Source organism: Hansschlegelia quercus (assembly GCF_004310425.1).
GTDB lineage: Bacteria > Pseudomonadota > Alphaproteobacteria > Rhizobiales > Methylopilaceae > Methylopila > Methylopila quercus.
Map to the genome: position 1 here is coordinate 52,894 of NZ_SIUB01000010.1, position 21,927 is coordinate 74,820.

The following is a 21,927-nucleotide window of genomic DNA, read 5'->3' on the forward strand; positions in this document are numbered from 1 at the left end:
GACACGCTCAAACCTCCCGCGTCTCGAAGTCGATGCGCGGGTCGACCCACATGTAAGAGAGGTCGGAGATCAGCGCGACGACGAGGCCCAAAAGCGAGAAGATGTAGAGGTTGGCGAACACCACGGCGTAGTCGCGGTTGACGATCGACTCGAAGCCCAGCAGCCCGAGCCCGTCGAGCGAGAAGATCGTCTCGATCAGCAGCGCGCCGGAAAAGAACGCGCCGATGAAGGCGCCCGGAAAGCCCGCAATCAGCAGCAGCATCGCGTTGCGGAAGACGTGACGGTAGAGCACCTGGTTCTCGGTCAGCCCCTTCATCCGCGCGGTCTGGACGTATTGCTTGCGGATTTCGTCGAGGAACGAGTTCTTCGTCAGCAGCGTGGTGGTCGCAAAGGCCGAGATGGCAAGCGCCGACAGCGGCAGCGCCATGTGCCAAGCATAGTCGACGACCTTCCCCCACAGCGACAGCTGCGCCCAATTGTCGGAAGTCAGGCCCCTGAGCGGAAACCAGTCCAGGAACGTGCCCCCGGCGAACAGCACGATCAGCAGGATCGCGAACAGGAAGCCGGGGATGGCGTAGCCGATCACGATCACGCTGGAGGTCCACACGTCGAAGCGCGAGCCGTCGCGCACCGCTTTGGCGACGCCGAGCGGCACCGAGATCATGTAGGAGATCAGCGTCATCCAGAGGCCGAGCGAGATCGACACCGGCATCTTCTCGAGGATGAGGTCGACCACGTCGATGTCGCGGAAATAAGAGCGGCCGAAGTCGAAGCGGGCGTAGTCCCACATCATCTTGCCGAAGCGCTCCAGCGGCGGCTTGTCGAAGCCGAACTGCTTTTCGAGCTGCTTGATGAATTCGGGGTCCAGCCCCTGCGCCCCGCGATATTTCGAGGTGACGGGGTCGTTCGAAGCGGCGCGATTCTGCGTCGCATTGGCCATGTCGTTGCCGGACCCGCCGGAGATGCGGCTGGTCGCGTCGCCGCCCTGCCCCGTCACCTGCGCGATGACGCGCTCCACCGGCCCGCCGGGCGCGAACTGGATGATGACGAACGACACCAGCATGATCCCGATCAGGGTCGGGATCATCAGCAGGACACGGCGCAGGAGGTAAGCGGGCACTAGGCGTCAGCCGTTTACTTGCGGAGAGACGACAGACGCACCCAACGGCAACAGCTGATTCTTTTCGTAATGGTCGGATAAAAACAAGAGAGCGTTCTTATCAGCGGGGCTGAGCTTCGCCTTCGTTAGATCCCAAGAAAGGCGGCTCTTTCGATCAAGCCACATGATCTGATTATAGACGTCGATTGGCAGAGGCTCGATTGAGTCGATTACGGCATCCCCGCCCTCAACCTCCGCTCCGGTCCTCCGGTCGAAGATGTAGTCGCGCGGAACGATCAGCCGCCTTGCGTGAATCGCCGTCTCGTCAATCGACGTTATTATGCAAGTCATATTGGCGGACGAGCCGGGCGAACTTGCATGCACGACATCGCCCGCAAGAAGCCTAGTCAGCATTTCCTCGCGCGGCGGCTGGACGCTCAAGTCTTCTCCGGAGCAGATCGCGCAAGTCTGCTCCTGCGCCTCTCTCTTACGCGCCGGATCGCCGTCTCTCACGCCTTCACCCCCGCCTTATCGGCCTTCTCCGCATCCCACCACCAGAACTCCGGCGCGCCGCGCGTGTAGCGCGGTTTCTGCGCGGGGTGCGAGAAGGCGTCCCAATAGGCCAGCGTATGGCTGTCCTTGTACCAGGCGGGGACCCAGAAATTCAGCGACCGCAGCACCCGGTCGAGCGCGCGGCACGCGACGTTCAGTTCCTCACGCGACTTAGCCGACAGGATCGCCTCAACCATCGCGTCGACGGCGGGGTAGGCGATGCCGGAGAGGTTCTGCGAGCCCTGCACGGCGGCCGATTCCGAGGAATAGACCTGCCTCAGGCCCTCGCCGGGTGTCGAGGACATCGACATGCGCTGGCTCACGACGTCGTAGTCGAACGCGTTCATGCGTTGCTGGTATTGGGCCGCGTCCACCATGCGGATCGACGCCTCGACGCCGATGATCTTGAGCCCGGCGATGAACTTCGAGACATGCGGGTCGAGCCCGGGATCGAACTCCAGGAACTCGATCGTCAGCGGCTCGCCCGCGGCGTTCACCGCGCGGCCGTCCTTCGGCGCGTAGCCGGCCTCGCGCAGCAGCCTTTGCGCCTGCCGGAGTAGATTGCGGTCCTGACCCGAGCCGTCGGACACGGGCGGAACAGGCGGTTCGCCGAACACGCTATCCGGCAGCTTGTCTCGGAACGGCTCTAGCAGCGCGAGCTCCGGCCCTTGCGCCGCGCCCATCGCCATCATCTCCGGCGCGCCCTGGAACACCGAGACCGTGCGCTTGTAGGCGCCGAACATCAGATTCCTGTTCATCCACTCGAAATCGAAAGCGAGGTTCAGCGCCTCGCGGATTTTCGGGTCCTGAAACTTCTTCCGACGGAGATTGAAGAACCAGCCCTGCCCGCCCGAGGGCGTCAGGTCGGGAAGCGTCTCGCGCACGACCTTGTTCTCGCGCACGCCGGGGAAGTCGTAGCCGGTCGCCCAGGTCCGAGAGGTGAACTCCTCGCGGAACAGATAGGCGCGGGCCTTGAAGGCCTCGAAGCCGACGTCGCGGTCGCGGAAGAACTCGAAACGCTGGCGGTCGAAGTTCGACCTGCCGACGTTCACGGCTAAGTCCTTCGCCCAATAATCGGCGACCCGCTCGAACTCGATGAAGCGGCCCTGCTCGAAGCGGCCGACCTTGTAGGGGCCGGAGCCGAGCGGCGGCTCCAAGGTCGAGGCGTCGAACGGCTTTGCTGAATAATACGCCTTCGAGAAGATCGGCAGCGCAGCCAGCGTCAGCGGCAGGTCGCGGGTCCGCTTCGGCGACAGGCGCAGCGTGACGACGTCCTCGGACTCGATGTCGACGCGCTCCAGGTCGTGGATCGACTGCGCGATCAGCGGATGGCCCCGCGCTTTAAGCGTCTCGAGCGACCATTTCACGTCGTCAGCCGTCAGCCGCGAGCCGTCGTGGAACCGCGCCTCGGGACGGAGGCGAAAGCGATAGGCGAGGCCGTCGCCGGAGACCGCGACGGACTTGGCGATCAGCCCGTAGAGCGCGTCCGGCTCGTCGTCGGCGCGCGCCATCAGCGTGTCGAAGACGAGGTCCATCCCCTGCGCGCCGTCGCCCTTGAGGATGTAGGCGTTCAGCGTGTTGAAGGTGGTGAAGCTCTGGTTCAGCGAGCGGTTCGGCGGGACCTGACTGAACGTACCCCCCTTCGGCGCGGCGGGGTTCACATAGTCGAAATGGGGGAAGTCGGCGGGATATTGGAGCTCGCCGAACGCGGAGAGCCCATGGCGTTCCGGCCCGAAGGCCTTCGGATCGCCGTCGACTGCTCCGGCCGCGGCCGGAGCGCCCTCCTGCGCCCAAGCGCGCGGCGCGAACAGGCCCAACGCGGTCGCGGCGCCGACATAGGCCAGCGTTTCACGGCGAGAGGGCGCCCCGCTCAAGGCCGTCCGCCCACGGCTTTGGCTTTCTCGGCGTTCCACCACCACACGGTGGGGAAGAGCGAGCCGACCGGCGGCAGCCTGTCGGGACGGGAGAAGCGATCCCAGCGCGCGGTGCGGTCGGCGACGCTGGAGAACTGCGGCACGACGTAATTGTGCGCGAGCAGCACGCGGTCGAGCGCGTGCGTCGCGGCGACGAGTTCCTCGCGGTCCTTGGCGTAGATCAGGCGATCGATCAGCGCGTCGATGCCTGCGTCCTTGATGCCGACGACGTTCTGCGTGCCGGCCACGTCGGCCGCCGCCGAGCCCCACTGGTCGCGCTGCTCGTTGCCCGGCGAGAGCGACTGGCCCCAGCCCATGGTGATGACGTCGAAGTCGAAGCTGCGGATGCGGTTGACGTACTGGCTGTCGTCCAGCAGCCGCTGGCGGACCTCGATCCCGAGCCGCTCCAGCGCCGGGACATAGAAGCTCAGGATCCGCTCCGCGCTTGGGTCGGCGTAGATGAACTCGACGACGAAGGTTTCGCCCTTGGCGTTCTTCAGCGCCGGCTTGCCGCCGTCGCGGCTGACGGTCCAGCCCGCCTGCTTCAGCAGGTCCACCGCCTCGCGCAAATTCTTGCGCGCGAGCTCCGGCGAGCCGCCGACGGGGTTCGCATAAGGCGTCGTGAACACCTCGGCCGGGATCTTGTCGCGGACGCTCTCCAGGATCTCCTTCTCACGGCCGTCCGGCAGGCCCTTCGAGGCGAGCTCCGTGCCGAAGAAATAGCTGTCGATCCGGACGTATTGGCCGAACATGATCGTCCGATTGATCTCCTCGAAGTCGAAGGCGAGGTTGAAGGCGCGGCGCACGCGCGGATCGGCGAACTTTTCGCGGCGGGTGTTGAAGGCGTAGGCCTGCATGCGGCCGGACTGGCTGTCCCTGAACTGCTCGAGCACGACGCGCTTCTGCTCGACCGCCGGGAAGGCGTAGGCCGTCGCCCAGTTCTTCGCGCTGTTCTCCTCGCGATAGTCGAACTGGTCGCCCTTGAACGCTTCCACCAAGACGGTCGTGTCGCGGAAATAATCGTAGCGGATTTCGTCGAAATTGTTGGTCCCGACGCGCACCGGGAGCTTCGCGCCCCAATAGTCCGGCACGCGCTCGTAGGCGATCCAGCGGCCGGGCGCGAAATCCTTGATGCGGTACGGGCCGGAGCCGACCGGTTTTTCGAGCGTGCCCTCATCGATGTTGCGCTTCTTGCCCGAAGCGTCGGCGCCCTCCCAGAAATGCTTGGGCAGGATCTGGAGCTGGCCGACGATCTGCGGCAGTTCGCGATTGCCGGGGCCGGAGAAGGTGAAGGTCACCTCGCGCTCGCCCGTGGCCTCGGCCTTCGTGACGTCGTGATAGTAGCGCTGGAGCAGCGGGTTGACGCGCTTCAGCGTCTCGAACGACCAGACGACGTCTTCAACGGTCACGGGCGCGCCGTCGTTGAACCGGGCCTCGGGGCGCAGCCGGAAGGTCGCCGACGAGAAGTCGGCGGGATATTTCACGGCCTCGGCGATCAGTCCGTATTCGGTCGACGGCTCGTCGAAGGCATGTTCCATCAGGGTGTCGTAGACGAGGCTCAGGCCCGCGGCCTCGCTGCCGCGCGGGATGAAGCCGTTGAAGCTGTCGAACCCGCCGAACGCGCCAAGCCGCACCCGACCGCCTTTGGGCGCATCGGGATTCACATAGTCGAAATGCGCGAAGCCTTCTGGGTATTTGACGTCGCCCATCAGCGAGACGCCGTGACGCCACGCCTTCGGCGCCTGGGCTGTCGCGGGCGCGGCGAAGGCGAGGATGGCGACGAGAAGGCTTGCTGCGCGGAACGTCATCTGGCGGGGCGAAGACCCTTCGGGCTCGGTTGGTGCGATGGCGGCGATTATGCGAGTTTATCGCGGCGCCTTCCAGACCGCGGGTCCCACGCGCCGCGGCATGTGAAAAGGCCGGGCGCTTTGGCCCGGCCTCCTCGGTTCTTCAGATCGCCAAGCTGGGATCAGGGCTGCTTCGGCTGTTCGGCTCCGGGGGCAGGCGCTGCAGGGGCAGGCCCGGCGGGAGCCGGCGCAGGCTCTGCCGGGGCAGCCGGAGCCGCAGGGGCCGGAGAGGGCTCCGCAGGAGCGGCGGGCGCCGGAGCGGGCTCGCCCGGCTTGTCGGCTTCCGAGCCGCCGCCGGACTGCTCGTTCGCGGGCTTCGGGGCCTGCTGCTCCGGCGCGGCGGGAGCCGACGCTGCGGGAGCCGCGGGCGCGCCGGCCGGGGCCGCCGCGGGCGTCGCGCCGCCGAGCTCCTGCGGCTTGTCGGAGTTCTTGTTCAGCCAAGCGATCAGCGCCGCGCGCTCGTCCTCGTTCTTGATGCCGGCGAAGGCCATCGTGGTGCCGGGCACCATGGCCTTCGGATCCGTCAGCCACTTGTCGAGCGACGCGATATCCCAGACGCCGCCGGTCTTCTTCATCGGCTCGGAATATTCGAAGCCTTCCATGTGGGCGTGCTTCAGCCCGACGATGCCGTAAAGGTTCGGCCCGAGCTTGGCGGGCTCTCCCTTGCCGAACGAGTGGCAGGCCGCGCACTTCTTCGACGTCTGCTGGCCCTTGGCGGGATCGGCGGAGGCGACCTTCGCCTCGAAGCCGCCCGCCGCGGGCGCGCCGCCGGCCGCAGCCGCGGGTTCGGCGGCCTTGGCCTCAGCCGCGGGAATCGGCTTCGGGGCGTCCGAATTCTTGTTGAGATAGGCGACGAGGTTCGCGCGCTCTTCCGGGTTCTTGATGCCCGCGAACGCCATTGTCGTACCGGCGATGTACGCCTTCGGATCCGTCAGCCATTTGTCGAGCGAGGCGAAGTCCCACTCGCCGCCCGACTTCTTCATCGGGTCGGAATAGCCGAAGCCTTCCATGTGGGCGTGCTTCAGCCCGACGATGCCGTAGAGGTTCGGCCCCATCTTGGCGGGCTCGCCCTTGCCGAACGAATGGCAGGCGCCGCACTTCTTGGAGACCTGCTCGCCCTTCGCCGGATCGGCCTTGGCGAGCAGCACGTTGAAGTCTTCGCCCTTGGGCGCGCCGCCGGCGGGCGCAGCCTCTTTGACCTCGACGGGATAACCAGCCTTTTCCGGCTTCTTGTCGTGGAAGATGCCCCCAGCGAGCACGTTGACGCCCACCACGACGGTCAGCGCGCCAAGGATCGCCCCCGCGATCTTGTTCAGTTCAAACGCGTTCATGGTCTCTCCGGCTCGTCGGCGGCCGGATCTCGCCAAAAGACCGCCTGGCGCATTTTTGCGCTTCCTCCAAAAAATCGCTCAACGCAGGCGGAAATGAACGCCTGCGGCCGAGCGGAGGGGACGCTAACCGGTTTTGCCGAAGCGCCGCAACTCGGCTATCAGGGCGCCGCTCACCTTTTGGAGAGCGCGCTAGCCGAAGGTCTACGCGCGCCGAACCGGACCTGATCGATGCCGACCGTCCGCGCCCCGTCGCGCCCCCTCGTCCTCGTCCCCGCGCGTCTCGCGGCGACCCGCCTGCCGAACAAGCCGCTGGCCGACATCCACGGCGAGCCGATGATCGTCCACGTCTGGCGCCGCGCCACCGAGGCCGGCGTCGGACCTGTCGTCGTCGCGACCGATTCCGTTGATGTGGCGGAAGCGATCAAGAGCGTCGGCGGACAGGCCGTGATGACGCGCGCCGACCATCCTTCAGGCTCGGACCGCATCGCCGAGGCGCTCGATCAGATCGATCCGGCGCGCGATTTCGGCGTGGTGATCAATCTGCAGGGCGACTTGCCGACGCTCGACCCGCTCAGCGTGCGCCGCGCGCTGACGCCGCTCGAAGACCCCGACGTCGATATCTCGACCCTCGTCGCCGAGATTACGCGCGAGGAGGAGAAGACTGCGCCTGATGTTGTGAAGATGGTCGGCTCGGAGGTCACGCCCGGCCGCTTCCGCTGTCTCTACTTCACGAGAGCGACCGCCCCGACCGGGCCGGGGCCGCTCTACCACCACATCGGACTTTACGCCTATCGCCGCGAGGCGCTGGAGCGCTTCGTCAAGCTGCCGCCTTCGCCGCTCGAGATGCGCGAAAAGCTCGAGCAGCTTCGCGCGCTGGAGGCCGGGATGCGCGTCGACGCGGTGAAGGTCGACGCGGTTCCGCTCGGCGTCGACACGCCGGAGGATCTGGAGCGCGCCCGCGCGCTGCTGATCCATGCGGCCGAAGGGGTTCCCTCGTGACGGCCAGGATCGCCTACCAGGGAGAGCCCGGCGCCAACTCGCACGTCGCCTGCGCGGACGTCTATCCCGCGCTGGAGGCGCTGCCCTGCCCAAGCTTTGAGGACGCGCTGGACGCGGTCGCCTCGGGCAAAGCCGAGCTCGGCATGATCCCGATCGAGAACTCGGCGAACGGCCGGGTCGCCGACGTCCATCATCTCATGCCGTCGTCGAAGCTCCACATCGTCGGCGAGTACTTCATGCCCGTGCACCACCAGCTGATGGCGGTTCCCGGCGCGACGCTCGATACGGTGAAGACCGTGCAAAGCCATGTGCAGGCGCTCGGCCAGTGCCGCAAGCGCATGCGCGCGCTCGGGCTCAAAGCTCTGATCGGCGCCGACACCGCGGGCTCCGCGGCCGAGATCGCGCAGGCCGGCGACCCGACCCGCGCCGCGATCGCCTCCACGCTTGCGGCGGAGGTTTATGGCCTCGACATTCTGGCGCGCGACGTCGAGGACAGTCCGAACAACACCACCCGCTTCGTCGTCCTGTCGCGCGAGAAGGCCTGGGCGCGGCCGGGCCGTGGGCTCGTGGTCACCACCTTCGTGTTCAAGGTCCGCAACCTTCCGGCGGCGCTCTACAAGGCGCTCGGAGGTTTCGCGACCAACGGGCTGAACATGACGAAGCTCGAAAGCTATCAGCTCGACGGCGGCTTCGTCGCGACGCAGTTCTACGCCGACGTCGAGGGCCACCCGAAGGACGCCGGCCTGAAGCGCGCGCTCGAGGAGCTGAAGTTCTTCTCGAGCGAACTTGCGATCCTCGGCGTCTACCCCGCCCACGATTTCCGGGTGGCGGCGCGCGCGCTGGAGGCGCAGGCGGCGGCGAAGCGGCGATAGAGGCTTTACCCCCGTCAATCGTTCGCGGAACGGCGATCGCCTGCGTGCAGCACGGTCGCCGGAACTTCCTTGCAGCCGCGCCGCTGGACGGACCGCCCTCTCCGCACGACCTAAGCGCTCTCATCAGACGCGGAGCGCTTCCATGAACATCGACCTCACCGGCAAGATCGCGATCGTCACCGGCTCGACGGTCGGCATCGGCCACGCCGTCGCGATCGGCCTGGCGCGCACCGGCGCGACCGTGATCGTCAATGGCCGCAAGCAGGAGGCCGTCGAGAAGGCGATCGCCAAGATCAAGGAGGCGGTCGCCGGCGCCAAGGTCGAGGGCGTCGCGGCCGATCTCGGGACGGCGGACGGCGTCTCCGCCTTTGTCGCGGCGATCCCGTCCGCCGACATCCTCGTCAACAATGTCGGCATCTTCGATCCCAAGGATTTCTTCGACGTTCCGGATGAGGAGTGGTCGCGCTTCTTCGAGGTCAACGTCATGTCGGGCGTGCGCCTGTCGCGGGCCTATGCCCAGGCGATGGCGGAGCGCGGCTGGGGGCGGATCGTGTTCATCTCCTCCGAGTCGGGGATCAACATCCCCGTCGAGATGATCCATTACGGCTTCACCAAGACCGCCCAGCTCTCGATCTCGCGCGGCCTCGCCAAGCGGCTCAGGGGAACCGGCGTCACGGTCAATGCGGTGCTGCCCGGACCCACGCTGTCGGAAGGCGTCGCGGAGATGCTGAAGGACGAGGTGGCCAAGACCGGCCAGACGCTCGAGGAGGTCGGCGAGGCCTTCGTGAAGGCGCACCGGCCGAGCTCGATCATCCAGCGCGCGGCGACCGTCGAGGAGGTCGCGAACATGGTCGTCTACGTCTGCTCCGAGCAGGCGTCCGCGACCACCGGCGCGTCGCTGCGGGTGGACGGCGGCGTCGTCGATACGATCTGAGGCGCGCCCTTTTCGCGGATGCGAAAGGCGCGCTAGAACGCTCCTCCCTCCCGTTCTTCCGAGAAGGATGATCCCCGTGTCCGGACCGCACCGCCCGCCGCTTGACGACGCGAGCCTCGACGCCCTGTTCCGCGCCGCCCGCACGCATAATTCGTTCAAGCCGGAGCCGGTGTCAGAAACGACGATCCGGGCGCTGTTCGAGCTCGTGAAGATGGGCCCGACCAGCGCGAACGGCCTGCCGGGCCGCTTCGTGTTCATCACCTCCGAGGCCGGCAAGGCGAAGCTCGCGCCCGCTTTGTCCTCGAACAATCGAGAGAAGACGCTGAAGGCGCCCGTCGTCGCCATCGTCGCGCACGACATGCGCTGGCTCGACAACCTTCCGCGCTTCTTCCCGCATGTGGACGCCAAGAGCTGGTTCGAGGGCAACCAGGCCTCCATCGAGGAGACCGCTTTCCGCAACGGCACGCTGATGGGCGGCTACCTCATCATGGCCGCCCGCTCGCTCGGCCTCGATTGCGGCCCGATGTCGGGCTTCGACAAGGCCAAGGTCGACGAGGCCTTCTTCGAGGGCACGACCTTCCGCACGAACTTCCTCGTCAACCTCGGCTATGGCGACGGAGAGAAGATGTTCGAGCGCCTCCCCCGCCCGGACTTCGACGAGTTCTGCAGGATCGCGTGAGGGGGCTTTCGAACGTAGAACGACGCCGTCATCCTCCGGCTTGACCGGAGGATCCATCTCGGACGTCGAGCGCGGGCTCTGACATGGATGGTCCGGTCGAGCCGGACCATGACGCTTGATGATGCGCGGCGTCACAAAGTCTCGCCTGCTGGCGCAGCTTCTCGAACCTGATACTCCACCCCGCATGCGCATGCTCGCGATCGATACGGCGCTCGGCGCCTGTTCCGTCGCCGTCGTCGAGACGGAAGGCGGTGAGGCGCGCGTGGTCTCCGTTCCCATGGAGCGTGGCCACGCGGAGGCGCTGATGCCGCTCGTGGCCGGGGCGCTGGCCGCGGCTGGAGGCCTTCAGACCATCGAGCGGATCGCCGTCACCGTCGGTCCCGGCAGTTTTACGGGACTGCGCGTCGGGCTTGCTTGCGCGCGGGCGCTCGCGCTCGGCGCCAAGATCCCCGTCGTCGGAGTTTCGACGCTGACGGCGCTCGCGGCCCCTGCGCTCGATAGCGGTGAAGGCGTAGCGCCGGTGGCGAGCGCGATCGACGCGCGGCACGGCCGCGTGTTCTTCCAGGTTTTTTCCGGCGACGGACGGCCGCTCGTTGCGCCGCGCATCACCGACGCCCGCGACGCCGCCCGCGCGCTTGGCGATGGGCCGGCGCTCGTCGTCGGCTCGGGCGCCGGACTCGTGATCGCCGCGGCGGAGAACGGCGCGGCGGCGCTCTCCGATGGACCGCACGTCGCGCCGGATCCGATCTGGATCGCGCGGCTCGGCGCCGCTGGTGATCCCGAGACCTCGCCGCCGAGGCCGCTCTACCTCAAGGCCGCCGACGCGCACCCGTCGGTCAGCGGTCTTATCGCGCGCGTCTGAGAACGAGGGAACGGCGTCGAGATGTTCTGGTGGTTCTGGGAGGCGTTCATGCCGCAACCCGTCTGGGCGGTCGAGCCCGCGGACGCCGGCGACGCCGCCGAATTCGCAGACATCCACGAGGCGTCGTTCGCGCGCGGCTGGAGCGTCGACGAGATGGACGCCCTGCTCCGCGACCGCGCCGTGATCGCCTGCGCGCTCCGCCGCGAGGGAGATCGGCGCGCCTGCGGGTTTGCGCTGTCGCGCATGGCCAAGGACGAAGCGGAGGTGCTGTCGATCGCGGTCGAGAGCGCCGGCCGCGGAAAGGGCGGCGGGGCGGCGTTGTTCGGGCGCCATCTCGGCAGGCTTTCGGCCGAGGGCGTGCGCCGCGTGGTGCTCGAGGTCGACGAGGACAATCAGGCCGCGCTCGCGCTCTACGCGCGCTTCGGCTTCCGCGAGGTCGGCCGCCGCAAGGCCTATTACGCCCGCGCCGACGGCTCAAAGGGCGTCGCGCGCGTCCTCGCGCTGGACAGTCTCTGAACCCAGGCCGAGAGTTTACGATTCGGGGGGCCGATCCTATAAGCGGCTCAAGGCGATCACGGACTAAGGCGGCCAAGTGACCACGCAGGACGCGAGCTCGATCGAGCGCCAGTGCGCCGCCAAGGGCATGCGCATGACGGACCAGCGCCGCGTGATCGCGCGCGTGGTCGAGAGCGCCGACGACCATCCCGACGTTGAGGAGCTCTACCGCCGCGCGTCCGCCGTGGACCAGCGGATCTCGATCTCGACCGTCTATCGCACGGTTAAGCTTTTCGAGGACGCCGGCATTATCGCCCGGCTCGATTTTCGCGACGGGCGCTCGCGCTATGAGCCGGCGCCCGACGAGCATCACGACCATCTGATCGACCTCCGCTCCGGCAAGATCATCGAGTTCCGCGACGAGGAGATCGAGGCGCTGCAGGCGGCGATCGCCCGACGGCTCGGCTACCGGCTGGTCGACCACCGGCTCGAGCTCTACGCGGTGCCGACGGAAGACGAGGCGTGAGGCTCGCCGCCGCGCCATGCTGAGCGATCCGAACGACACCTCGCACGGCCGACCGGTGAAGCGCCCGGTTCGCGCCCTCGCCGCGACGCTCGCGGTCGCGCTATTCGTCGCGATCGCCGGGCCTGTTCAGTTTCTCATGCTCAAGCTCCGGGCGTCTTCTGCGCCGGCGCTCCCCCTGCTGTTCCACCGCCTCGCGCTCCGGGCGATCGGCATGCGCGTCACGGTGATCGGCGCGCCTTCGGCCGCAAGACCCCTCCTGATCACCCCCAATCACTCGTCCTGGATCGACATACTGGCGTTCGGCTCGCTCATGCCGCTGTCCTTCGTCGCGAAGTCTGAGATCGCGACCTGGCCGGTCTTCGGCTGGATGTCGACGCTCCAGCGCACGATCTTCGTCGATCGCTCGCGCAAGACGGCGACCGCCGCCGTCAACCGCGAGATGGCCGAGCGCATGGCGTCGGGCGAGCCGGTCGTTCTGTTCGCCGAGGGCACGTCGAGCGACGGCAACCGCGTGCTGCCCTTCCGCTCTGCGCTGCTCGGGGCGACCCAGGGCGCGATCCTGTCGACCGGCGGCGGCTCCATGGCGGTGCAGCCGGCCTCGATCGCCTATCTCAGGCGGAACGGTCTGCCGCTCGGCCGAGGCGGGCGCCCCTTCGTCGCCTGGTATGGCGACATGGAGTTCGCTTCCCACCTCTGGTCGATCCTGACAAACGGCGCGATCGACGTCGTGATCACCTTCGGCGACACCGTGACAGCTGACGCCACGACCGACCGCAAACGGCTCGCGCGCGATCTCGAACGCGAGTCGCGCCGCATGACGGCCGACGCGCTGCGCGGGCGGGCCGCCGCTCCGCGGCAAGTGAAACTGCCGGACGAACAGCCGGCGCCAGTCGCCGAGCCCCAGGCGAGTCCCGCCTGATGCTGTCCGCAGCCCTCAAGGCCGCTGTTCAAACCGTCTCGCGGCCGTTCCGCGCGGTCCTGCTGAAGTCGCTTGGGCTGACCGTCCTGCTGCTTATCCTCGGCTGGATCGGGCTCCAGGCGCTCGCCGACCGGATGCTCGTCCTGCCGAACGAAACCGCGACGTGGATCGCGCATCTGGTCGCGGGCCTCGGGACCGCTTTCGGCCTGCTGTTTCTGGTGACGCCCGTGACCGCAATCGTCGCGGGCTTCTTCCTCGACGACGTCGCGGAGATCGTCGAGCGCACGCACTATCCGGCGGACGCTCCGGGGCAGCCCGTGCCGCTGGTGAAGGGGCTGTTCCTGTCGCTGCGCTTCGCGGCGCTGGTGCTCAGCCTCAATCTGCTGCTGCTCGCGCTGCTGTTCATCCCCGGCGTCAACCTGATCGCCTGGCTCGGCGTCAACGGCTATCTGCTCGGCCGTGAATACTTCTCGCTCGCCGCGATGCGGTTCCGCGACGAGGACGGCGCGACGGCGCTGCGCCGGCGCCACCGAGGCGAGGTGTTCGCCGCCGGCCTGCTCGTGGCTACGCTCGCGATCGTGCCGTTCGCGAACCTGCTGACGCCGCTGTTCGCCACCGCCTTCTTCGTCCACCTTCACAAATCGATCGCTGCCGAAGACGCAAAACTGCTAGGAACGGAAGGTCGGACGCCGCGTTTGGGCGCGTAACGTCCCTTAAACTCGCCGCATTCAAAGTCCACCCCGGTGAACAGGGACGGCTACCCCACTGAGGGGCGTCGATTGTGCGGCTGCGTGACGAGGCTGGTGAGCCATGGCGATCGGACGGGGGTCCGGGCGAGAGGAACGACGCGAACCGCGCTTCGACGCGAACGGACAGTCGTCTCCCGATCTCCGCGTCACGCCGCAGGACCGGCCGACGGGCGGCGGCGACTTCCGCGCCTCCAGCGACCGCGAGCCGCGGTTCGAGCCGCGCGACGAAGGCCGGCGCGAGCCGAACTTCGGCGGACGCTCGGAAGGGCCGGACGTGGGCGCTAAACCTCAGCGCCGCAAGTCGTCCTACTGGGCCTGGGTGATGGGCCGCTCGCAGCCGGCGCGTGAGCGCGGCGGCGGCGACGGCGGCGGCCGAAAGCGGCGCGGACTCCTCGCCAAGCTCGTCTCGCTCGTGGTTGCGCTCGGCCTGTTCGGCGCCATCGGCGCCGGCGGCGTGGTGGCCTATTACGCCTCGCGGCTTCCCGCCTACCAGAACCTCGAGGTCCCCAAGCGACCGCCCAACGTCCAGCTGATCGGCTATGACGGCAAGCCGCTCGCCAACCGCGGCGAGACCGGCGGCGCCAACGTGCCGCTCGGCGAGATGCCGAAATACGTGCCGCAGGCCTTCATCGCGATCGAGGATCGCCGGTTCTACGACCATTGGGGCGTCGACATCTTCGGCCTCGCCCGCGCGGTGAAGGCCAACATCCAGCGCGGCGGCGTCGCTCAGGGCGGGTCGACGCTCACACAGCAGCTCGCCAAGAACCTGTTCCTGACGCCTGAGCGCTCGATGGAGCGCAAGGTGCAGGAGGCCGTGTTGGCCTTCTATCTCGAGCGCAAGTTCGGCAAGCAGAAGATCCTGGAGATGTACCTCAACCGCGTCTATTTCGGCGCGGGCGCCTATGGCGTGGAGGCGGCCTCGCAGCGCTATTTCGGCAAATCGATCCGCAAGGTGAACGTCACCGAGGCGGCCATGCTTGCGGGCCTCGTCAAGGCGCCGTCCCGGCTGTCGCCGAGCCGCGACCCGGACGCCGCCCGTGCCCGCGCCGACGTGGTGCTCGCGGCGATGGCGGACGAGGGCTACATCACCCGCGATCAAGCGCAGAGCGCGTTCAAGACGCAGCCGCCCTCGCCCGCGCCGAAGCCGGAAGGCGCGATCGGCTACGCCGCCGACTGGGTCATGGACCAGATCGACTCTCTCGTCGGCGTCTATGACGAGGACCTGATCGTCGAAACGACGATCGACCCTGCGCTCGAGACCGAGGCGGAGCGCGATCTCGCCGACGTGATCGCCAAGAAGGGCGGCAAGCTGAAGGTCAGCCAGGGCGTGCTGGTCTCGCTCGGGCCGGACGGCGCCGTGCGCGCGCTGGTCGGCGGCAAGTCCTACGCGGAAAGCCAGTTCAACCGCGCGGTCGACGCCAAGCGCCAGCCGGGCTCGTCGTTCAAGCCCTTCGTCTATCTCACCGCCCTGCAGATGGGCCTGACGCCGGACACCGTGCGGGTCGACGAGCCGCTGCAGCTCAAGGGCTGGAGCCCTGAGAACTACACCCGCCGCTATGCGGGCCCGATGACCCTGACCTATGCGCTATCGCAGTCGATCAACACGGTGGCGGTGAAGCTCGGCGTCGAGGTGGGACCGGACCACGTTGTTCAGACCGCGCACGATCTCGGCATTACTTCGAAGCTCGATCCGAACCCCTCCATCGCGCTCGGCACGTCCGAGGTCAGCCCGCTCGAAATGGCGGCGGCTTACGCGCCGTTCGCGAACGGCGGAACGGTCGCGACGCCCTACATCGTGCGCTCGGTCAAGTCTTCGACGGGCGAGCCGCTCTATGTCCGCAAGACGGACGCGCCGAAGCAGGTGCTCGACGAAGAGCGCGTCGGCATGATAAACGCGATGCTGTCGGAAACGCTGAAGTCGGGCACCGCCCGGGGCGCGACCTTCAAGGCCTGGCCGGCGGCCGGCAAGACCGGCACGAGCCAGGATTTCCGCGACGCCTGGTTCATCGGCTACACCGCGCAGTTCGTGACAGCCGTCTGGCTCGGCAACGACGACAACAGCCCGACCAAGCACGCTTCCGGTGGCGGGTTGCCGGTCGAGATCTGGTCCCGCTTCATGGCCAAGGCTCATGAGGGCATGCCCGTCGCCGAGCTTCCCGGCGAGTGGAGCCCGCGCGTTGCGGGCTACGAGCGCAGCGGGCCGGATGACGTCTATCAGACCGGTCCAGGACAGGGCGGCGGCGAGCCGCCGGAGGAAGGGCCGTACCAGGGCAGCTATCCGGACGCCGACGATGGGTATGTCGCGCGCCAGCGCGAGCGCCGAACCCCCGATATCGTTCGCGAACCGCTGGGCTTCCTGAAGCATCTGTTCGGGGGCTGAAGCCCCTCATAGGTTCGCCTCGCCGGAAATGCGCTACATAGAGCGCCATGCCTCTCGACGTCGTCGACCTCCGGGACTTCTACGCCCGCCCGCTCGGCGGCATCGTTCGCCGCATCGTGCGCGCCAAGATCCGCGCGCGCTGGCCGAATTTGCGCGGCGAGCGCGTGCTGGGCGTCGGCTTCGCCACCCCCTTCCTCGGCGTGTTCCGTGAAGACGCGGAGCGGATTCTCGCCTTCTGCCCCGGCCAGCAGGGCGTCGCGGCGTGGCCGGCAGAGCGCGCGAACGCTGCGGCGCTTGTCGAGGACGGCATGTGGCCGCTGCCGGACGGCGCGGTCGACCGCATTCTGGCCGCCCATGCGCTTGAGACATCGGAGAGCGCGGTCGAGTTCCTGCGCGAGGCCGGTCGCTGCCTCGCGCCCGGCGGACGCCTGCTCGCGATCGTGCCGAACCGCCGCGGCGCCTGGGCGCGGATGGATTCGACGCCTTTCGGACATGGCCGCCCTTTCAGCCGCAGCCAGCTGACCGACCTCATGCGGCAGGCGCAGTTCGCGCCCGCTGGCTGGGACGAGGCGCTGTTCATGCCGCCGGTCGAGAGCTACCTCGTCGTGCGAACGGCGTTGGCTCTGGAGCGCGTCGGGTCCTGGGCCTGGGCGCCGTTCGCCGGCGTCCATATCGTCGAGGCGACGAAGCAGGCGACGCGGCCGACGCTCGCCCGCAAGGTCCGCAAGTCTAAACCCGCGCCGTCGCTTGCGCCCGCGAGCCTTGGCGCCCCGCAGCCGGCTTCGCGCGGCGCCGCAGGCCCTTAACCCGTCACTTTCGGGTCAGCAGGAACACGCCCTGCGCGCCGAACAGGTTCCAGAACCACCAGGGCGCATTGACCCGCACCGGCCGGCCGGTGGCGTCGAGCGCGATCGCCCGCTCCATCCGCGCGCCCATCATCTCCACGAGGTCGACGAAATCGCCGATCGTGCAGAGGTGGATGTTCGGCGTGTCGTACCAGGTCTCCGGCAGATTGACGTTCTGCGGCATACGGCCTTCGGCGAGGAACTGCAGCCGCGTCCGCCAATGCCCGAAATTCGGGAACGAGACGATCGCCCGCCGCCCGATCCTGAGCAGATCTTCGACGACCTGCTTCGGCCGCCGCGTCGCCTGCAGCGTCTGAGACAGGATGACGTAGTCGAAGGCGTCGTCCGGGTAATGCATGAGGTCGGCGTCGGCGTCGCCCTGCACCACCGAGAGCCCGTGCGCCACGGAGGCGTTCACGCCGGACTGCGACAGCTCGATCCCCCGCCCGTCGACGCCGCGCCGCTCGACGAGCAGCCGCAGCAGATCGCCGTCGCCGCAGCCGACGTCGAGTACGCGCGAGCCCCGCTGCACCATCTCCGCCACCAGCAGGTGATCGGGACGGGGCGCCGCCGCCAAGGTTTCGGCAGGAACGGGCGAAGCGGCGTCGAGGACTGTCATACCGACGGTTTCACGCAAACGTACTGGACTTCGCGGGTGGTCCCACGGCGCGCGACGCGCTAGACCCGAGCCTGATTACGGCATTGGCTGCGGCCCGCAAAGTGGCTCGCGCGGCCGCCATCCGTCAAAGCCATAGGAGACGCAGGCTCTTGAGCCCCGAAAGCCATGTCCGCAAGGATCCCCGTCCGCCCCTCACGAGTTGGGCGTTCCCCCTGCTCGGCGTCGTCTTCTTCGGCGTCGTCACTGCGCTTGGCCTCGGAAAGACGTTCAGCGGCGCGCCCGCCGACATCGCCGTCGCGGTCGCGCTGATCCCTATTTTGTTCGGAGCGGTGTTCGCAGCCGTCTACCATGCCGAGGTGATCGCCCATCGGACAGGCGAACCCTACGGCACGCTGGTGCTGACCATCGCGGTCACCGTCATGGAGGTCGCGCTCATCGCCTCGGCGCTTCTCGGAGACCAGTCCAACCCGGCGCTCGCGCGTGACACGATCTTCGCCGTCATCATGATCGTGGTGAACGGCCTCGCTGGGCTCTGCATCCTGCTTGGCGGCCTGCGCCACCGCGAACAGAGCTTCCGCATCACCGGTGCCAACGCCTATCTCGCGGTGCTGATCGCGCTCGCCAGCCTTTCGCTCGTGCTGCCGAACTACACGACGACGGCCCCTGGCGGCGCCTATTCGGCGAGCCAGCTCGGCTACGTCGCGGTGGCGACTTTGGCGATCTACCTGTCCTTCCTCTACACGCAGACCGTGCGCAACCGCGAGTATTTCGCGGTGGTGATCGCCGACGACGAGGTCGCCGACAAGGCGCACCGGCCGAGCGCGCGCACGACGCTGATCTCCTTCGCCTTGCTCGTCGCGGCGCTCTTGGCCGTCATCCTGCTGTCGAAAACCTTCACCGCCGCGGTCGAGTTCTCGCTGGACAGGCTGGGCGCTCCGGACGCGCTCGCGGGCGTGTTCATCGCCCTTCTCATCCTGCTTCCGGAGTTCACGGCGGCAGTGAAGGCGGCGCGCGCGGACAAGCTGCAGAAAAGCCTGAACCTCGCGCTCGGCTCGGCCTGCGCCACCATCGGGCTGACGATCCCCGCCGTCGCGATCCTGTCCATCGTCTACGGCGCCAAGCTCGAGCTCGGCCTCGGGGAGAAGGACACGGTCATTCTGCTCGTCACGATCGCGGTCGCCCTGCTCACCTTCGGCACGGGCCGGACAAACATCCTCTACGGGATGATCCACATCGTGCTGTTCGCCACCTACGCCTTCCTGATTCTGGCGCCGTGACGGGCGGTCTAGCGAGGAGTGGCCCGGCCGAGCGCCTTCAGTATTCGTTAAGCATACTGATCGGCGCGTGAGTCTTCGCGAGTCCGCTTGCGGCAGGCTCGAGTCGAATCATGTTTCGTTCTAATAGAACGAATCGCGCACAAGCGCCTGATTCCCGATTCGTTCTAACAAGAACCTGGCAGGCCTCGACTTCATCAAGCATTTGTTAACCATGTCTGCGAATTTCCGCCCGTAAGACTCCCCGCGGCCGCCTCGCTGCGCGGCCGACAGTGTGACGATGACGTCAATCGCTGGGAATGGCGTCACGCGAGGGTCTCACCACATCGTCCTCGCCGCACGGATCGGCCACGCCGTGTCGTAGGCCTCGCCGCCGACGCGGCCTTCCGTAATGGCCGCCAGCATGCGCCCGGCCGTCGGCAGGGACTTTGGGTCTACTTGAGCCGCAGGGTCCCAGAGTTTGGAGCGGATGATCGCGCGGGCGCACTGGAAGTAGACGGCCTCGATCGCGATCACCAGCGCCGTTCGGGGCGCGTGACCATCGACGGCGAAGGAGGCGAGCAGCTCCGGTTCGGCCGAGATCGTCCCGCGCCCGTTGACGCGCAGCGTCGTGCCCGAACCCGGAACGAGGAAAAGCAGCGCCACGCGAGGATCGCGCACGACGTTGCGCAACGTGTCGATCCGATTGTTGCCGCGCCGGTCCGGCATGATCAGCGTGCGCTCGTCCGCTACGCGCACGAAGCCCGGCAGGTCGCCGCGCGGCGAGCAGTCGAGCCCTTCCGGCCCGGCTGTTGCAAGCGCCGCGAAGGGCGAGGCCTCCACGATGGCGCGGTATTCCGGCGTCAGCCAGCCGGTCTCCTTGACGATCGAGGTCTCCTGCGGCTGGCCATAGATCGCCTCGAGCTGCTCGACGGTCTCGATCTTCATGGCGCTTTCCCTTCTCGTAGCCGCGCGTTCGACGTCGAGCCTATAGCCGCTTCGCCCGCGAGAAGCGCGACGGATTGATGACGCCAAGCTCGCACCTTGACAAACGATATATCGTTTGCGAGATAGATCTCATGCAAAACCTATTGAGAGAACGACACATGCATTCCCATCAGAGAGGATTCTTCGGTTTCGGCCGCGGCGGCGGCCATCGCTGCTTCGAGGCTCATGACGAACGCGGCGGGCGCAATGGCGAAGGCCACGGGCCGCGTGGACGCGGCGGTCCTTTCGGCCGCCACCGCGGCGGTCCGTTCGGCGGACGCGGCGCAAGGCTGTTCGACGCCGGCGCGCTACGTCTCGTCGTGCTCGGCCTGCTCGCGGAGGCGCCGCGGCACGGCTATGACGTCATCAAGGCGCTGGAGGCCCGCTTCCAGGGCGCCTATTCGCCAAGCCCCGGCTCGATCTATCCGATGCTTCAGATGATGGAGGACGCCGACCTCGCGACTTCGACCACGGTCGGAACCAAGCGGCTCTACGCGGTCACCGATCAGGGCCGCGCCTATCTCGAGGAGAACCGCGCCGAGCTCGACAAGATCAACGCTCAGCTCGAGGAGGCTTCGGGCGCACTCGGCGAGGCGGCGCTCGGCGAGGTCCTGCACGACCTTAGAAAGACGCTGTTCGCCAAGCTCCGCGGCGGCGCGCTCAGCGCGGAACAGGCCGCGAAGGCGCGCGCGGTACTCGAACAGGCGGTGAAGGATCTCGAGGCGCTGTGAGCGGCGCCCGGGCCGAAGATGAGATGCTGCGACTCAGATCTTCCTGAGCCGCACCTCGTCGATCCTGTGGCTCTCGCCCTTCTTCAGGATCAAATCCGCCCGCGGCCTCGTGGGGCGGATGTTCTCGCGCAGGTTCGGCAGGTTGATGTCGGCCCACAGCGTCTCGGCGGTCTCGAACGCTTCGGCCGTCGAGACCGCCGCGTATTTGCGGAAATAGGATTGCGGGTCGCGGAACGCGGTCTCGCGCAGTTTCATGAAGCGCTCGACATACCAGCGGCGCAGCTGCGGCTCGTCGGCGTCGAGATAGATGCCGAAATCGATGAAATCCGAAACGAAGGGCGTGACGCGGCCGTTCTTCGGCCGCTCGCCGGTCTGGAGCACATTTAGGCCCTCGATGATGACGATGTCGGGCTTCTCGACCGTCGTCGTCTCGCCCGGCACGACGTCGTAGACGAGGTGGCTGTAGACCGGCGCGGTGACATGCGGCTTGCCGGCCTTGATGTCGGAGACGAAGCGCAGCAGCGCCTGCACGTCGTAGCTCTCCGGAAAGCCCTTGCGGCCCATCAGCCCCTCGCGGGCCAGAACCGCATTTGGCAGCAGGAAGCCGTCTGTCGTGACCAGATCGACCTTCGGCATATTGCTCCAGCGCGCGAGCAGCGCTGCGAGCACGCGGGCCGTGGTCGACTTGCCGACGGCGACGGAGCCCGCCACCGCGATCACGTAAGGGACGCGCGTCTCCTTGTGGCCGAGGAAGCGCTGCGTGGCGCGGAACAGCTGCTGGCGCGCGGCGACGTAGAAGGCGAGCAGGCGCGAGATCGGCAGATAGATCTGCTCGACCTCGTCCATGTCGATCGGATCGTTGACCGAAGAGAGGCGCTTGAGGTCCGCGTTGTTCAGCGTGAGCGGCGTGTCCGCGCGGAGCGCCGCCCAGTCCTTACGCGAGAAGGTGGCGTAAGGCGAAGGGCTCTGGCTGCGCGGCAGATCGTCCATCAGGGCTCTTTCCGCCAAGACTATTGCCGCGAAGCCTTTTCGGCGAGGCCGGATTGCGCGGTGCGCCGCTCAAGCTCCGCCATCACGTCGGCGAGCGGAACGTCTCGCGCTCTCAGCGCCACGAGCAGATGATAGAACACGTCGGCGGCTTCCGAGGCGAGTTCGACCTTCGTGCCGGCGACGGTCGCGAGCGCCGCCTCCACGCCTTCCTCGCCGAGCTTCTTCGCGCAGCGCGCGGGGCCGGCTTCGATGAGCGAGCGGGTGTAGGACGCGTCGGACTTGGCACCCGCGCGCGCAGCCACGATCGCGTCGAGGTCGTCGAGGGTGAAGGCCATCAGCTCCGCC

Annotated in this window: 22 protein-coding genes; 13 read left to right on the forward strand and 9 right to left on the reverse strand. The window is 67.6% G+C overall.

Features of this window, described 5'->3' with window-relative positions; genetic code table 11:
* Positions 1–7: 7 nt before the first annotated feature.
* The 5 genes from EYR15_RS15770 to EYR15_RS15790 all read right to left on the reverse strand — a co-directional run bounded on the left by EYR15_RS15770 (position 8) and on the right by EYR15_RS15790 (position 6,742).
* Positions 8–1,120, reverse strand: coding sequence for a microcin C ABC transporter permease YejB (locus EYR15_RS15770; protein WP_131004534.1), 1,113 nt, complete (start codon positions 1,118–1,120; stop codon positions 8–10).
* 6 nt (positions 1,121–1,126) lie between these two features.
* The gene (locus EYR15_RS15775; protein WP_131004535.1) at positions 1,127–1,540 is read right to left on the reverse strand and encodes a hypothetical protein; all 414 of its coding nucleotides are present in this window, start codon (positions 1,538–1,540) and stop codon (positions 1,127–1,129) included.
* Between the two features lie 68 nt (positions 1,541–1,608).
* A complete protein-coding gene (locus EYR15_RS15780; protein WP_245498357.1) occupies positions 1,609–3,525 on the reverse strand; it encodes an extracellular solute-binding protein in 1,917 nt (638 codons plus the stop codon).
* A complete protein-coding gene (locus tag EYR15_RS15785; RefSeq protein WP_131004536.1) occupies positions 3,522–5,372 on the reverse strand; it encodes an extracellular solute-binding protein in 1,851 nt (616 codons plus the stop codon). Before EYR15_RS15785 ends, EYR15_RS15780 begins: the two co-directional genes overlap by 4 nt.
* 161 nt (positions 5,373–5,533) lie before the next feature.
* Positions 5,534–6,742 carry a c-type cytochrome gene (locus tag EYR15_RS15790; RefSeq protein WP_131004537.1) on the reverse strand — a complete coding sequence of 403 codons (1,209 nt, stop codon included), beginning with the start codon at positions 6,740–6,742 and terminating at the stop codon, positions 5,534–5,536.
* A gap of 228 nt (positions 6,743–6,970) precedes the next feature.
* Here EYR15_RS15790 and EYR15_RS15795 point away from each other — a divergent pair, with 228 nt between their 5' ends.
* The 11 genes from EYR15_RS15795 to EYR15_RS15845 all read left to right on the forward strand — a co-directional run bounded on the left by EYR15_RS15795 (position 6,971) and on the right by EYR15_RS15845 (position 16,963).
* Positions 6,971–7,741 carry a 3-deoxy-manno-octulosonate cytidylyltransferase gene (locus EYR15_RS15795; RefSeq protein ID WP_131004538.1) on the forward strand — a complete coding sequence of 257 codons (771 nt, stop codon included), beginning with the start codon at positions 6,971–6,973 and terminating at the stop codon, positions 7,739–7,741.
* The gene (locus EYR15_RS15800) at positions 7,738–8,613 is read left to right on the forward strand and encodes a prephenate dehydratase (RefSeq protein WP_131004539.1); all 876 of its coding nucleotides are present in this window, start codon (positions 7,738–7,740) and stop codon (positions 8,611–8,613) included. The genes EYR15_RS15795 and EYR15_RS15800 overlap by 4 nt, the downstream gene beginning before the upstream one ends.
* Before the next feature lie 142 nt (positions 8,614–8,755).
* Complete coding sequence (locus EYR15_RS15805; protein ID WP_131004540.1) at positions 8,756–9,547, forward strand: SDR family NAD(P)-dependent oxidoreductase; 792 nt, start codon at positions 8,756–8,758, stop codon at positions 9,545–9,547.
* A gap of 76 nt (positions 9,548–9,623) precedes the next feature.
* A complete protein-coding gene (locus EYR15_RS15810; RefSeq protein ID WP_245498358.1) occupies positions 9,624–10,226 on the forward strand; it encodes a malonic semialdehyde reductase in 603 nt (200 codons plus the stop codon).
* 184 nt (positions 10,227–10,410) lie between these two features.
* Positions 10,411–11,088, forward strand: a complete 678-nt coding sequence (gene tsaB / locus EYR15_RS15815) for a tRNA (adenosine(37)-N6)-threonylcarbamoyltransferase complex dimerization subunit type 1 TsaB (RefSeq protein ID WP_131004542.1) — start codon at positions 10,411–10,413, stop codon at positions 11,086–11,088.
* 48 nt (positions 11,089–11,136) lie between these two features.
* Positions 11,137–11,604: a GNAT family N-acetyltransferase gene (locus EYR15_RS15820; RefSeq protein ID WP_245498359.1), complete on the forward strand. Its 468-nt coding sequence runs from the start codon at positions 11,137–11,139 to the stop codon at positions 11,602–11,604.
* 127 nt (positions 11,605–11,731) lie between these two features.
* Positions 11,732–12,109 (forward strand): Fur family transcriptional regulator, encoded by a 378-nt coding sequence (locus tag EYR15_RS15825; protein ID WP_131004597.1) that lies wholly within the window; start codon positions 11,732–11,734, stop codon positions 12,107–12,109.
* 16 nt (positions 12,110–12,125) lie between these two features.
* A complete protein-coding gene (olsA, locus tag EYR15_RS15830) occupies positions 12,126–13,028 on the forward strand; it encodes a lyso-ornithine lipid O-acyltransferase (RefSeq protein ID WP_131004544.1) in 903 nt (300 codons plus the stop codon).
* The gene (locus EYR15_RS15835) at positions 13,028–13,735 is read left to right on the forward strand and encodes a sulfate transporter family protein (RefSeq protein WP_131004545.1); all 708 of its coding nucleotides are present in this window, start codon (positions 13,028–13,030) and stop codon (positions 13,733–13,735) included. Before olsA ends, EYR15_RS15835 begins: the two co-directional genes overlap by 1 nt.
* A 103-nt stretch (positions 13,736–13,838) precedes the next feature.
* Positions 13,839–16,157 (forward strand): transglycosylase domain-containing protein, encoded by a 2,319-nt coding sequence (locus tag EYR15_RS15840; RefSeq protein WP_131004546.1) that lies wholly within the window; start codon positions 13,839–13,841, stop codon positions 16,155–16,157.
* Between the two features lie 47 nt (positions 16,158–16,204).
* The gene (locus EYR15_RS15845) at positions 16,205–16,963 is read left to right on the forward strand and encodes a methyltransferase domain-containing protein (protein ID WP_131004547.1); all 759 of its coding nucleotides are present in this window, start codon (positions 16,205–16,207) and stop codon (positions 16,961–16,963) included.
* Positions 16,964–16,967: 4 nt separating this feature from the next.
* Here EYR15_RS15845 and metW read toward each other — a convergent pair whose 3' ends face one another.
* Positions 16,968–17,621: a methionine biosynthesis protein MetW gene (gene metW / locus EYR15_RS15850; protein ID WP_131004548.1), complete on the reverse strand. Its 654-nt coding sequence runs from the start codon at positions 17,619–17,621 to the stop codon at positions 16,968–16,970.
* A 149-nt stretch (positions 17,622–17,770) separates the two neighbouring features.
* Between metW and EYR15_RS15855 the strand changes: the two genes are divergently transcribed.
* The gene (locus EYR15_RS15855; RefSeq protein ID WP_131004549.1) at positions 17,771–18,898 is read left to right on the forward strand and encodes a calcium:cation antiporter; all 1,128 of its coding nucleotides are present in this window, start codon (positions 17,771–17,773) and stop codon (positions 18,896–18,898) included.
* Between the two features lie 315 nt (positions 18,899–19,213).
* Here EYR15_RS15855 and EYR15_RS15860 read toward each other — a convergent pair whose 3' ends face one another.
* Positions 19,214–19,822 carry a pyridoxamine 5'-phosphate oxidase family protein gene (locus EYR15_RS15860; RefSeq protein ID WP_131004550.1) on the reverse strand — a complete coding sequence of 203 codons (609 nt, stop codon included), beginning with the start codon at positions 19,820–19,822 and terminating at the stop codon, positions 19,214–19,216.
* Positions 19,823–19,980: 158 nt separating this feature from the next.
* Between EYR15_RS15860 and EYR15_RS15865 the strand changes: the two genes are divergently transcribed.
* A complete protein-coding gene (locus EYR15_RS15865; RefSeq protein WP_131004551.1) occupies positions 19,981–20,592 on the forward strand; it encodes a PadR family transcriptional regulator in 612 nt (203 codons plus the stop codon).
* 33 nt (positions 20,593–20,625) lie between these two features.
* On the opposite strand, the gene coaA is transcribed toward EYR15_RS15865, so the two are convergent.
* Together coaA and EYR15_RS15875 are read right to left on the reverse strand one after the other, a co-directional pair.
* Positions 20,626–21,582 (reverse strand): type I pantothenate kinase, encoded by a 957-nt coding sequence (gene coaA / locus EYR15_RS15870; RefSeq protein ID WP_131004552.1) that lies wholly within the window; start codon positions 21,580–21,582, stop codon positions 20,626–20,628.
* Between the two features lie 20 nt (positions 21,583–21,602).
* Positions 21,603–21,920, reverse strand: a complete 318-nt coding sequence (locus EYR15_RS15875; RefSeq protein WP_131004553.1) for a phosphoribosyl-ATP diphosphatase — start codon at positions 21,918–21,920, stop codon at positions 21,603–21,605.
* Between the last annotated feature and the right edge of the window lie 7 nt (positions 21,921–21,927).

Coding starts and splice junctions, on each gene's coding strand:
- EYR15_RS15785 (WP_131004536.1), bottom strand. CDS start 5,372: ATGACGTTCCGCGCAGCAAGCCTTCTCGTCGCCATCCTCGCCTTCGCC.
- EYR15_RS15790 (WP_131004537.1), bottom strand. CDS start 6,742: ATGAACGCGTTTGAACTGAACAAGATCGCGGGGGCGATCCTTGGCGCG.
- EYR15_RS15795 (WP_131004538.1), top strand. CDS start 6,971: ATGCCGACCGTCCGCGCCCCGTCGCGCCCCCTCGTCCTCGTCCCCGCG.
- EYR15_RS15805 (WP_131004540.1), top strand. CDS start 8,756: ATGAACATCGACCTCACCGGCAAGATCGCGATCGTCACCGGCTCGACG.
- tsaB (WP_131004542.1), top strand. CDS start 10,411: ATGCGCATGCTCGCGATCGATACGGCGCTCGGCGCCTGTTCCGTCGCC.
- EYR15_RS15820 (WP_245498359.1), top strand. CDS start 11,137: ATGCCGCAACCCGTCTGGGCGGTCGAGCCCGCGGACGCCGGCGACGCC.
- EYR15_RS15825 (WP_131004597.1), top strand. CDS start 11,732: ATGCGCATGACGGACCAGCGCCGCGTGATCGCGCGCGTGGTCGAGAGC.
- olsA (WP_131004544.1), top strand. CDS start 12,126: ATGCTGAGCGATCCGAACGACACCTCGCACGGCCGACCGGTGAAGCGC.
- EYR15_RS15835 (WP_131004545.1), top strand. CDS start 13,028: ATGCTGTCCGCAGCCCTCAAGGCCGCTGTTCAAACCGTCTCGCGGCCG.
- EYR15_RS15840 (WP_131004546.1), top strand. CDS start 13,839: ATGGCGATCGGACGGGGGTCCGGGCGAGAGGAACGACGCGAACCGCGC.
- EYR15_RS15845 (WP_131004547.1), top strand. CDS start 16,205: ATGCCTCTCGACGTCGTCGACCTCCGGGACTTCTACGCCCGCCCGCTC.
- metW (WP_131004548.1), bottom strand. CDS start 17,621: ATGACAGTCCTCGACGCCGCTTCGCCCGTTCCTGCCGAAACCTTGGCG.
- EYR15_RS15860 (WP_131004550.1), bottom strand. CDS start 19,822: ATGAAGATCGAGACCGTCGAGCAGCTCGAGGCGATCTATGGCCAGCCG.
- EYR15_RS15865 (WP_131004551.1), top strand. CDS start 19,981: ATGCATTCCCATCAGAGAGGATTCTTCGGTTTCGGCCGCGGCGGCGGC.
- coaA (WP_131004552.1), bottom strand. CDS start 21,582: ATGGACGATCTGCCGCGCAGCCAGAGCCCTTCGCCTTACGCCACCTTC.